Source organism: Pseudomonas sp. P8_241, assembly GCF_034008315.1.
Classification (GTDB): domain Bacteria; phylum Pseudomonadota; class Gammaproteobacteria; order Pseudomonadales; family Pseudomonadaceae; genus Aquipseudomonas.
The window spans coordinates 4,896,328-4,908,028 of record NZ_CP125377.1; the positions used below are offsets into that span (position 1 = coordinate 4,896,328).

General features: G+C 59.9%; 10 protein-coding genes. 3 read left to right on the forward strand and 7 right to left on the reverse strand.

Translation table 11 applies throughout. The features are described from left to right. Positions 1–942 (reverse strand): helix-turn-helix domain-containing protein, encoded by a 942-nt coding sequence (locus QMK58_RS21900; RefSeq protein WP_413817433.1) that lies wholly within the window; start codon positions 940–942, stop codon positions 1–3. A gap of 159 nt (positions 943–1,101) precedes the next feature. Between QMK58_RS21900 and QMK58_RS21905 the strand changes: the two genes are divergently transcribed. Beyond that, positions 1,102–1,497 (forward strand): GFA family protein, encoded by a 396-nt coding sequence (locus tag QMK58_RS21905; RefSeq protein WP_053157174.1) that lies wholly within the window; start codon positions 1,102–1,104, stop codon positions 1,495–1,497. On the opposite strand, the gene QMK58_RS21910 is transcribed toward QMK58_RS21905, so the two are convergent. Continuing rightward, a complete protein-coding gene (locus QMK58_RS21910; protein ID WP_053157171.1) occupies positions 1,494–1,973 on the reverse strand; it encodes a VOC family protein in 480 nt (159 codons plus the stop codon). The two genes, QMK58_RS21905 and QMK58_RS21910, sit on opposite strands and share 4 nt — an antisense overlap. A gap of 77 nt (positions 1,974–2,050) precedes the next feature. Further along, positions 2,051–2,503, reverse strand: a complete 453-nt coding sequence (locus QMK58_RS21915) for a hypothetical protein (protein WP_053157169.1) — start codon at positions 2,501–2,503, stop codon at positions 2,051–2,053. Between the two features lie 203 nt (positions 2,504–2,706). On the opposite strand from QMK58_RS21915, the gene QMK58_RS21920 reads away from it, so the two are divergent. Further along, positions 2,707–4,905 (forward strand): OsmC domain/YcaO domain-containing protein, encoded by a 2,199-nt coding sequence (locus tag QMK58_RS21920; RefSeq protein WP_053157165.1) that lies wholly within the window; start codon positions 2,707–2,709, stop codon positions 4,903–4,905. Positions 4,906–5,025: 120 nt separating this feature from the next. On the opposite strand, the gene QMK58_RS21925 is transcribed toward QMK58_RS21920, so the two are convergent. Next, positions 5,026–8,919 (reverse strand): autotransporter outer membrane beta-barrel domain-containing protein, encoded by a 3,894-nt coding sequence (locus QMK58_RS21925; RefSeq protein ID WP_320395436.1) that lies wholly within the window; start codon positions 8,917–8,919, stop codon positions 5,026–5,028. Between the two features lie 266 nt (positions 8,920–9,185). On the opposite strand from QMK58_RS21925, the gene QMK58_RS21930 reads away from it, so the two are divergent. Next, entirely contained in the window at positions 9,186–9,878 is a 693-nt protein-coding gene (locus tag QMK58_RS21930) for a tRNA (adenine(22)-N(1))-methyltransferase (RefSeq protein ID WP_320395437.1), read from the forward strand. A 158-nt stretch (positions 9,879–10,036) separates the two neighbouring features. On the opposite strand, the gene QMK58_RS21935 is transcribed toward QMK58_RS21930, so the two are convergent. The 3 genes from QMK58_RS21935 to QMK58_RS21945 form a co-directional block, all read right to left on the reverse strand. Beyond that, positions 10,037–10,369 carry a hypothetical protein gene (locus QMK58_RS21935; protein WP_156322320.1) on the reverse strand — a complete coding sequence of 111 codons (333 nt, stop codon included), beginning with the start codon at positions 10,367–10,369 and terminating at the stop codon, positions 10,037–10,039. Further along, positions 10,314–10,532 carry a DUF4287 domain-containing protein gene (locus tag QMK58_RS21940; RefSeq protein ID WP_053157968.1) on the reverse strand — a complete coding sequence of 73 codons (219 nt, stop codon included), beginning with the start codon at positions 10,530–10,532 and terminating at the stop codon, positions 10,314–10,316. Before QMK58_RS21940 ends, QMK58_RS21935 begins: the two co-directional genes overlap by 56 nt. Before the next feature lie 173 nt (positions 10,533–10,705). After that, the gene (locus QMK58_RS21945; RefSeq protein ID WP_053157154.1) at positions 10,706–11,668 is read right to left on the reverse strand and encodes an alpha/beta hydrolase; all 963 of its coding nucleotides are present in this window, start codon (positions 11,666–11,668) and stop codon (positions 10,706–10,708) included. Positions 11,669–11,701 lie beyond the last annotated feature (33 nt).

The following is an 11,701-nucleotide window of genomic DNA, read 5'->3' on the forward strand; positions in this document are numbered from 1 at the left end:
TCAGGCCGGGTGCCGTACTCGCAAGCCCTTCCTCACGTGCGCCGGGCTGACACCATAAGCGCGTTGGAAATACTGCGTGAACCGGCCGACGTTGCTGAACCCGAACTGCAACGCCACCTCCGTCACCGAAGCCGCGACGTTTTGCGTGAGCACGCCGTACGCCCGCTCGAGACGAACTTGCCGCTGGTAAGTCACGATCGACATGCCGACAAAACGCTGAAAACCGTCCTGCAACGCCCGCAGACTGACGTTCGTCATGCTCGCCAGGTCCGTACCGCTGACCAGATTGTCGGGATGCTCCTGGATGTATTCCACGGCCAGCTTCACGTGGCGCGGCGCGATCAGCGGGGACGGGCGACGCAAGGTTTCGGTGAAGTTATGCGGCCAGGCTTCCAGCACCGCATCCACCAACATCTCCCGCAAGCGCGACGGCATCAGCGAACCCGTATTCATAAGCAAATCAAACTCGGCCCCCGTGGCCAGTTCCACCAGAGCCCTGATGCTCTGGAACGCCGCCACATCCAGGTCCACCACCGGCTCGAACAGGACTTTTTCCAGGATCGGTTTGCCCAGCAAGGTCGACAGTCGCTCAGTGATCAGCGCCCGCCGGATCGAAATGCCGTGCTGCGCGTGATTGTCGAGAAAGCGCACCGAGCGCACATCGGCCTTGTCGATGGCCAGGCCGATCTGGCCGAAGCCGACCGACTCGGTGGCGTGGTTGAAAATGATCTTGCCGGCCGTGGGAATCACGAAAGTGATCTCGTCCAGAGGATCGGGAAAGTCGACCGAGAAGTCGCCCCGGTAATGCATGCGACGAAAACTCACGCCTTCGTGTCGGCCATAGACCCCGCCGATGATGATATTGCGCGGCGGCGGTGGGGAATCGGCATACAGGTTGCCGAACATCCTCGAAAACATGGCACCAAAGTCGTCGCAGCGCATGTCATCGGAGCGCAGGATAATTGGCTGGCGGGTTGTGCTTGAGTACACCTGAGAGTCGCCTTGAGTGGGCCGAAGCGGCGCGCAGAATCTACCAGCTGTAAATGACAGGCACGTGACGGCCTATGCTTCATGAACGCTCGATTCAAGAGGAGGCGCAACATGGACCGATTCACCGGAGGTTGCCTGTGCGGCAACGTAAGAATCGTGGCGACGGGCCGCCCCTACCGGGTCGGCCTCTGCCATTGTCTTGACTGCCGCAAACACCATGGGGCGCTGTTCCACGCCTCGGCGATATTCCCCGAAAAGGCGGTGACTATCGAAGGCGAGACCCGCGACTACGCCGGGCGGTTTTTCTGTCCTCGTTGCGGTTCATCCGTTTTTGCGCACAGCGCCGACGAAATCGAAGTAAACCTGGGTTCACTCGATGCACCTGATCAACTCAAACCCACCTACGAAAGCTGGACCGTGCGCCGCGAATCCTGGCTGCCGCCCTTCCCGCTCACCCGACACTACGCGGCTGATCGCGAAGGCACGGGGCGTTTCGAGGACGACTAGCCTTTGAGCGCCTTTTCGATGCCCGCGATGTCGATTTTGCCCATTTGCATCATGGCTTCAAATGCGCGTTTGGCCGCGGAGGGGTCCGGATCGGTGATCGCCGCCGTCAGGACGCGTGGCGTGATCTGCCACGACAGGCCCCACTTGTCCTGGCACCAGCCGCAGACGTTTTCCTGACCACCGTTATCGACGATCGCCTTCCACAAGCGGTCGGTTTCGGCCTGATCGTCGGTCGCCACCTGGAACGAAAACGCCTGGTTGTGCTTGATCCCCGAACCGCCGTTGAGCCCCAGGCATGGAATGCCCATCACCGTGAACTCGACCGTCAGGACGTCACCCTGTTTGCCTGCCGGATAGTCACCGGGCGCTTGATGCACGGCGGTTACGCAGCTGTCCGCAAAGGTTGCGGCATAGAATTTCGCAGCGTCCAGGGCATCACCGTCGTACCAGAGGCAAATCGTGTTTTTGCTGACCATGGGGGTTCTCCTGAATCGGAAATTGACCGGCTCATTCTAGCTCGACATCGGCAGCCAACATTCGCGCTCGGCGTTGGCTATTTCGCCACGCTTTGTTCCTTGATGTCGCCGCAAAAAATATCCACGTTGCCATCGGTCGCCGCCGTGCGCACCACCACCGAGTACTCACCGGCCAGCAAGGCCGACAGCTCGACAGGCGCGCTCCTGGAGAAAGTCCAGCCGCGTATCGCCTGGCGCTCGGTGGTGACGATGTCGTTCATCGCATAGGCCACCGGCCCCGGTTGCTGGCAGCTGCCTTTGTTGATGAAGCTGTAGAGACGCAAGGGCAACGAGACGCCACCGGGTGCACCGCTGATGAAGAAACTGAGCCCGGTTTGCTTGTCCCACGCAGACAGCGTGACGTTGCCGATCTGACCGGCGTTCTGCCGCGTGGCGGCCAGGGGAACGTAAACACTTTTGTTCGATGACGTCGTACAGCCGAAGAGGCTCGCGCCAATCATCAGCGCTGCCAGCGAGTGCCTGAGTTTCATTGCCAAACTCCTGCAAGAAGAATTGCAAAGGTGGATTAGCGGTATAGCTCATTTATGCCCGTTCGGCCGCTCGCCGGCCGCTTGTTAATTCAATAAGGACAGCTCTGGGGACCGGTCAGCGGCCATTGCGCAAAAGCGCAAGACTTCCAGTTGAAAAGCCGGATAATGGCGGCCAATTTGAAGCTCGCAATCTGGTAACCCTCATGGAAATCAAGGTCAACTTTCTCGACAACCTTCGGCTTGAAGCCAAGTTCGACGACTTCACGGTGGTAGCCGATCAACCGATTCGCTACAAGGGCGATGGTTCGGCACCCGGTCCGTTCGACTACTTCCTGGCTTCGTCGGCGTTGTGCGCGGCCTATTTCGTGAAGCTGTATTGCGAAACCCGCAATATCCCCACCGAAAACATCCGCCTGTCGCAGAACAACATTGTTGACCCGGAAAACCGCTACAACCAGATTTTCAAGATTCAGGTCGAATTGCCGGCCGATATCTCCGACAAAGACCGTCAGGGCATTCTGCGCTCCATCGACCGTTGCACGGTGAAAAAGGTCGTGCAAGCCGGGCCTGAGTTCGTCATCGAGGAAGTGGAAAACCTCGATGCCGACGCCCAGGCGCTGCTGATGCCGGCCTCTACTTCGCAAGCAGGCACCTACATCGTTGGCAAGGACCTGCCGCTGGAGCAAACCATCGCCAACATGTCGGGCATTCTCGCCGGCCTGGGCATGAAGATCGAAATCGCTTCATGGCGCAATATCGTGCCCAATGTATGGTCGTTGCATATCCGCGATGCGAGCTCGCCGATGTGCTTTACCAACGGCAAGGGCGCGACCAAGGAAGGCGCGTTGGCGTCGGCGTTGGGCGAGTTTATCGAGCGTCTCAACTGCAACTTCTTCTACAACGATCAGTTCTGGGGCGAAGAACTCGCCAACGCGCCATTCGTGCATTACCCGGACGAACGCTGGTTCCAGCCAGGCCCTAAAGACGCACTGCCGGCCGAGATTCTCGACCAATACTGCCTGAAGGTTTACAACCGCGATGGCGAGTTGCGCGGCTCGCATCTGTTCGACACCAACTCCGGCAACGAAGAGCGCGGTATCGTTTCGTTGCCGTTCGTGCGTCAGTCCGACGGCGAGGTGGTGTATTTCCCGTCCAACCTGATCGAAAACCTGTACCTCAGCAACGGCATGAGCGCCGGTAACACGCTGGCCGAAGCGCAAGTGCAGTGCCTGTCGGAAATCTTCGAGCGTGCGGTTAAACGCGAAATCATCGAGGGCGAAATGGCCCTGCCGGATGTGCCTCAGGAAGTGCTGGCGAAGTACCCCGGCATTCTGGCCGGTATCAAGGGCCTGGAAGAGCAAGGCTTCCCGGTGCTGGTCAAGGATGCGTCGCTGGGTGGCGAGTTCCCGGTGATGTGCGTTACCTTGATGAACCCGCGTACCGGCGGCGTGTTTGCCTCGTTCGGCGCCCACCCAAGCCTTGAAGTGGCGCTGGAACGCAGCCTGACCGAATTGCTCCAGGGCCGCAGCTTCGAAGGCCTGAACGATCTGCCTCAGCCGACCTTTGAAGGCCACGCGGTGACTGAGCCGAACAACTTCGTCGAGCACTTCATCGACTCCAGCGGCGTGGTGTCGTGGCGTTTCTTCAGTGCCCGGTCGGATTACGAATTTGTCGAGTGGGACTTCTCCGGCCAGGGTGAAAACTCCAACACCGAAGAAGCCGCGACCCTGTTCGGCATCCTCGAAAACATGGGCAAGGAAAGCTACATGGCGGTGTACGAGCACATCGGTGCAACCGCCTGCCGCATCCTGGTGCCGGACTATTCGGAAATCTATCCGGTCGACGATCTGATCTGGGACAACACCAACAAAGCGCTGTTCTTCCGTGAAGACATCCTGAACCTGCACAGCCTGGACAAGGCCGGTCTGAAAGCACTGGTCAAGCGCCTGGAAGAAAGCGAACTGGATGACTACACCGACATCACCACCCTGATCGGCATCGAGTTTGACGACAACACGTCCTGGGGCCAGTTGACGATTCTGGAGCTGAAACTGCTGATCTACCTCGCGCTGCAGAACTACGACGAAGCGAAAGAAAGGGTCGAGATGTTCCTGCAGTACAACGACAACACGGTCGAACGCGGTTTGTTCTACCAGGCCGTGAATGCGGTACTGGAGATGGAACTGGACGAAGATCTGGAACTGGCCGATTACGAAGTCAACTTCCGCCGGATGTTCGGCAACGAGCGAATGGACGCCGCGATCGGTTCCGTGGACGGCAGCGTCCGCTTCTACGGCCTGACGCCGACGAGCATGAAACTTGAAGGCCTCGACAAGCACCTGCGCCTGATCGACAGCTACAAGAAGCTGCACACAGCGCGGGCCAACGTCACCGCCAAGTAGCCTTTCTGTTTTATGTAGGAGCGAGCCTGCTCGCGATGGACTCAAGAACGCTATTTTTAGCCAGTAAAAACGCGTTTTCGTTAACGACCATCGCGAGCAGGCTCGCTCCTACAACAACAATCAAAAGTTGATCTTGAACCCCAACATGGCGTCATAGCCATGGCTGTCGCCGTCGAAGCCCTGGCGATAACCGGCCGAGACCGTGAACGTGGTGCGCTGGTTGGCCTGGTAATCCACCCCCAGGTTGACCTCGCCCCACGTCCCCTGAATATCCGACTCGAACGGGACATAACCCGATTGGGACGAGAACTCGGTTTTCGGTTGCCCTTTGAACTCATGCCAGACGCTCGGACGAATCCAGCCGTTGGTGCGCCGTGCAGTCTTGTCCGTGCCTTCGGTTTCCCAATCTCTGGCAATGCGCACGCCCAATCGGCCGATCAGCGATTCCACGTCCTTGAACCGCACGTTGGCCCCGACATCGTTACTGTCGTCGAGGTCAACGGTGCTGTAGATCGCCTGAAGTTGCGGTTCGACGTACCAGTCTTTGTCGACTGCATATGGGTAGCCGCTTTCCAGCGACGCGGTGTATCCCCAGCCCCGGGTCTCCAGTTCGGGCAGCTCGCTGGGCTTGGCCTCGATATCGAAGCGGTTGACTTGCAGCACACCGTCCAGATACCAGCCCGAAGGTCCGAAATGGGTCCAATAGGCGCCCACCCCATAGGCGCGCAAGGTGTCCTGACCGGCCGCCAGACCGTTGTAATGGCTGACGCCCGCATCGAGGGTGCCCGCCGACAGGGAAACACCCGCCTGATCGTGGCTGCCATCGGTGTCGACCTTGCGGTAGAGGTCGGTGCCGACCTGGAACGCGGTCAGGTCGTAGTTGTATTCCGGCGTGTTGCCCAAGGCATTTTTTCGATCCCCGTCCTGTTTGCCACTGCGATAAATCACCCGCCCCCATCCCATCGAAGGCGAATAGGTGGCCTGGTCCTCGGCAGGTAACGGGTCGCCGGGGTTGAGGCGCTCTTCGCCGACCCGTTCATGCAGTGTATCGACCATCGTCCGGCCATAGACCAGCGCCAGCGCGGGCAACGCACCATATAGCGAGACCTCGGGACGGTAGTTCGGCACCGGGGCGGGATCAGGCGTTGGGTCAGGGTCCGGTGTTGGATCAGGATCCGGCGTTGGGTCAGGCGTCGGGTCAGGCGTCGGGTCCGGGCCAGGCCCAGGAGGATCATCCGGGATCAGGGCATCCGAACGCAGGAACCAGGTGTCCCTGGCGCTGCCATCCTCGGCGCCTTGTTGCAGGCGGTACTCATACGGCCCGGCGACGACCCGGCGCGCGAGGCGGAAGGCATTCGGATCGCTCGCTGTGACAGACTTGTTGGTCAACTCAACGACCGCAATCCCGTTGCCTTGGGTCACCTCGCCCAAGCCGCCAATGTTGCTGACGGCAACGCTGGTCGCGCCGCCGCTGCCGGTCGAGGTCGAGTCCACGACCAGCATGTCGGAGCGGCTGTTTGCCCCGCCTTCATTCAGGGTGCTGTTGAGCAGCAGGTTGCCACCGTTGGAAACAAACACACCGCCCCCATTGGCACCGGCCGTGGTCGCACCGCTGATCAGCAGCACGTTGCCCACCGTGCGAGTGCCCCCCGGCAGGTCAAGGGTGCCGCTGTGGGTGAAACGACCCACGCCCAGCAATTGGCCTTGCACGGCGCCGCCCGCTGTCGGTGTATTGACCGATTGACCCAAGGGCAGATAAGCACCGCTGCTGTTGAAATTGACGATGCCGGATGCGGGCTGGGACGCCAGGCGAATCAGGCCGGTGTTGTCGATGCTGTTGCCGGTCGCCGAACCCAGGTTGCTGACCGCAATACCCCAGGTGTCACGGACTCCGCTGCCGGTGCTGTCGGAAAAATTGCGCAAGGTCCAGGTGCCTTTGTTGGTGATCTGGCTGACAGCACTTGAGGCCGAGACCGAGCCGGTCATCTGCCCGGCATTATTGAGCGTAAACGTATTCCCGGTACCGCTGGCATCCGCACGAACGGCCGAATCGCTGAGTGCCGTGATATTGCCCGTGCTGTTCAACGCTTGCGTGGCACCGGCCAGGGTGACGCCACTGCTGTCTGACCATCCACCTTGAATCGCCGCGCTGTTGCTGACGCTGACCGATCCACCCTGCGCCTGCGCATCGATCCCCGACGAACCAGTGCCTTTGGTGGTGATCGACCCCGAATTGTTGACCGTCAGATTGGCCGCGCCTGAAGCCTCGGCGCGAATGCCCTGGCTGTTGCTTGCACCAAGCGTCTGGATCGCACCGGTGTTGGTGATGGTCTGCTGACCAGTCGTGGAAAAGGTGCGAATGCCCTGTTGCTGATTGCCCCGCGCAATAAGCTCGCCCGTGTTACTGATCGTGAGGCTGCCTAACCCGGTTCCCGAATCGAACGCATTGCCAGCCACGATGGCGGCGCCGGAACCGTTGACGTCGATGCGCGGCCCGGTGAACGTCACATTCACATCGCCGCCCAGGGACAAGGCCTGCAGGCCGAACGAGCCTATACCGGTACCGTCGCCACCGCCGGTATTGGAATGGGTGATGATCGTCCCGCCGGCCTTGATGTCCACAGTGTCTGTGGTGGACTGGGTGGAGGCGTAGATGCCGTTCGCATTGCCGTTGAAGGTCTCGATGCGATTGCCGGTGTAATCGACACGGACACTGCCTGCCCTCGCGTCAGCCCGAATGCCACCCGCAACGGCGCCGCTGGCCGAGATGTCCCCCGCATAATCGACGGCGATGTTGCCACCTTCGTTACTGATGATGATGCCGTAGGCGCGAGTGGTCGTCAGGCCACCGACGACATTGATGTTGCCATTGCCGGTGACGGTCGCGTCGCCGGTTCCGCGCTTGATGACGTAGATGGCACGCGAGCCGGTGATATCGGTGGTGCTGCCGACGTTGAGCGGTGCATTGTTCTGGATGCTGATATTGCCCAGAGCTGCGACGTTATCGTTGACGTAGATACCGTGGCCGCCGCCACCGGTCGTAGTGATCGTGCCGTCATTGACCACGGCAATGCTCCCGGTGGTCGAGAGCGCGCGTATACCGAAGCCGTTCAAGCCATTGGTGGTAATCGATCCGCTGTTGTGCAGCGTGGTGTCGCCGGTACCGCCTTCCGTGAAAATGCCGAATGCGTTCATGCCGCGCCCTTCGACGCTGGCCGCGTTATCGACAGTGGTGTTGCCGTTGATCGCACGGGTATGGACACCCGCGTGATTGCCGACCCCCGCCGTGGGCAACGAATCGTCATCAATAGGCGGGCCACTGGACAGTTCACTGGCGTTGTCGACAAGAAAACTGACACCATTGCCGACGCTCACATTGACGTCGCCGCTGCCCGAGCCTTTGGCCCAGATGCCGTTGCCGCCTAAAGTGGTGACCGAGCCACTGCCGGCATGCGCCACATTAATGGTGCCACCGCCACTGGCGTTCACATCGATGCCGTCGTGTTCGTTGCCTTCGACCGTATTGAAGATGTTCAGCGTGGTGCCGGACGTAACAGACACGGTGGACAGCCCGGTATTGACGTTGGTAATTGCCAGCGCATCCAGGCCCGAGCCCCCGAGGTTGACCGTGTTGACGCCGCCATCAATCGTGAGAGCAGCGTTGCCTGAGCCACCCACTCCGATCACGTTGGCGAAGACGGCATTGGCAGCAGTGGGCGGTGTGCTGGTGATCGTGGTGCCGCTGAGGGTAATCGTCGAGTTGCTGTTGTTGGCGCGACTGAGCACTGATGAGCCGACGGCGGTGGTGATCGTCGTACCCGGTTGCGTGGTGATCGTGGCATCAACTCCAGCCGCCGGGGTACAGGTCTGGGACAGGATATAAGCCCCGGGTGCCGTCGGCCCGCACGCGGCTTGTGCATCCGGCAGCCAGAACGTATTGACGATGACAAACAGCAAAGCACAGCGGCCGCCCAAGCTGTAATCAATGGACTCCGTGGCAGTATTGAATCGCATAGTAACCTCCCAACCTTGCTATTCCATTAGTTAGGCAAAGTCAGTACTTCGTCTTCCCTGACTACCTCTGCTGCTCACAGCCATAAACGTTAGTTGATTTTCAATGCGGACGACGAAAACCTGAAGCATCCTCGTCACGATCAATCAGTCCCGGCACATGGCTGGATCAACGTTCAGCGTTGTGGACCAGAGGCCGTAGGTGCAGAGCTTTTTTCCATGTACCCTTCCGGCCGGCGACGTTCGCCGGGGTGAGAAAGAGGCTGCAGTTGAACCAACAGACATTGTCCATGCGCCTGGAGCGCGTGGCGGCGCAGGTGCCGGCAGGTGCGCACCTGGCCGATATCGGCTCGGATCACGGTTATTTGCCGGTGGCCTTGATGCGTCGCGGCGCCATCGCGATGGCGGTGGCCGGCGAAGTGGCATTGACGCCGTTTCGCGCGGCCGAGCGCACCGTGCGCGAAAACGGCCAGGAGCGGCGGATCACCGTGCGCCTGGCCAATGGTCTGGCGGCGATCGAGCCGGGTGACGCAATCACGGCGATCAGTATCTGCGGCATGGGCGGCGAGACCATCCGCGACATCCTCGAGAGTGGCAAGGCGCGCCTGAGCGGTCAGGAGCGCCTGATCCTGCAGCCCAATGGTGGCGAGCAGCCACTGCGCCAATGGCTGATGGACAATGGCTACCGCATCCTCTGCGAGGAGCTGTTGCGGGAAAACCGCTTCAGCTACGAAATCATCGTCGCCGAGCGCTCCGGACCGGTGATATACACCCCCCGGGAGCTGTACTTCGGCCCGTTTCAACTGCAAACACGCAGCCCTGCATTCCTGGCCAAGTGGCAACGCCTGCTGCGTGAGAAACAGCGAACACTGAGCAACTTTGCTCATGCTCGGCAAGTACCTGAGGATAAGGTGCAAGACATCGCGCGGCAGGCACGGTGGATCAGCGAAATGCTGGCTTGAGGAAGCTCTTTTCAAAGGCCTGCTATAGTCAGAGCCGGAGCTTCTCAAGGCAATCGTTCGGATAAGCACTACTCAGGAGTTTTGTCATGCGAATCGTAGCGGCCGCTGTATGTACTGCCCTGCTCTCCCTGGCTTTGCCATCGCTGTCCTTCGCCGGATCAGATTGCGATGATGCGGGCAGTGCCAGTGACGTCAGAAACTGTCTGAAAAACAACAGCGACAACAATCAAAAGGGCAAAGGCAATTGCAACGACAATGGCAATTGCGGTAAGGCCAAGGACAAGGCAAAAAACAAAGACTATGACAATGACGATTACTCGGTCGAATGCAGGGATATCAACAGCACGGTGCTGCGCCGCCAATGTCTTGATAAACGCAGAGACTGAATGAGCCAACCCTGACACTGCTCGGTGCTGGCTCAAAACAACACCGCAGTCAGTCGCTTTTCGCGGTGGCCAGGTAATACGCAACCAAAGCGTTTGCGTGGCCATGCCCAATGCCATGCTCAGTCTTGAGCCAGGCCACCCTTTCCATATGTTTCTTGTCGTCGACTGTTTTGAGCAGGTTCAGCCAATGGCTGATCGGCTGCCCATACTTCTTTTCAATGGATGGGAAGTACGAGGCGGGGCCTTTGGTTTTGATCTCTTCAGTCACGATGCAAAACTCCCTTTCGGCTTGATAATCAGGCAACAGCGCATGTCGCGTTGTGGGTTCTGCGCAGAACGCTGTCATTAAGTTTTCAAATTAAAGCACAGCCTGACAGTGGCGCGATTGGGCTCAATATCGGATCGATGGGGGAGCGAGGTTGCTCCTACAAGAGTACGGCGTCAGGCCAGACTCTCGCTGATCTGCGCCGCCAGTTGCGCCAACATCTGCGGCACTTCCTGAACCATTTCACCCATGCGCGCAAAATCGTGGGTCATGCCGGCTTTCATATCCAGGACCAACGGCTGACCCGCGCTGCGCAGTTTTTCGGCCCATGCCAGGCCTTCGTCCAGCAACGGGTCGTACTCGGCCAGCCACAGCACGGTGGGTGTCAGTCGTTCCAGGCGTTCGGCGTACAGCGGTGAAAAACGCCAGTCGCTGCGATCGGCCTCACTGCGTTGATACTGCTGGTAGAACCACTCCAGCGTGGTGGCTTCCAGCAAATAACCTTCGGCGAATCGCTCCAGCGACGGGCGTTTTTGCACGGCATCGATTACCGGATACAGCAGCACTTGCAGGCGAGGCACAAGGGGCCAGGCCAGCGGATCCTGCGCGATGGCAAGCGACAGCGACGCCACCAGGCTGCCACCGACACTGTCCCCGGCCAGCGCCACCCGATTCACATCAAGCCCCAGCGCAGGCGCACCATTCGCCAGCCAGCGAGCCACGTCCTCGGCATCGTTATAGGCGGTGGGAAAACGGTGCTCAGGCGCCAGACGATAATCCGCCGACAAGACGGCAAACACCCCCGCCAGTGCCAGACGCCGGCATAAGGTGTCGTGGGAATCGAGACTACCCACCACGTAACCGCCGCCATGGAAGTACAGCAACACCGGGCGTGGTTCGCTGCTTGCCTGAGGTTTGGCGTATAGACGGGCACTGAGCAGATGCCCATCGCGGGCAGGAATGTTCACAGCCGTCACGACCAGCGCCCCCGACGGGGCCGCATCGAGCAACTGTGAGGTCTGCTCGAATTGCTTGCGTGCCTCGTCCGGACTCAGCTCATGCATGGGCTGGCTCTTGCCGCTCAGGCGGCCAAACTCGGCCAGCTCAAGAAATCCTTCGATGTCCGGGTGCAGTGCCATGGGCGGTCGTCTCCAAAAATAAAAAGGCTCACC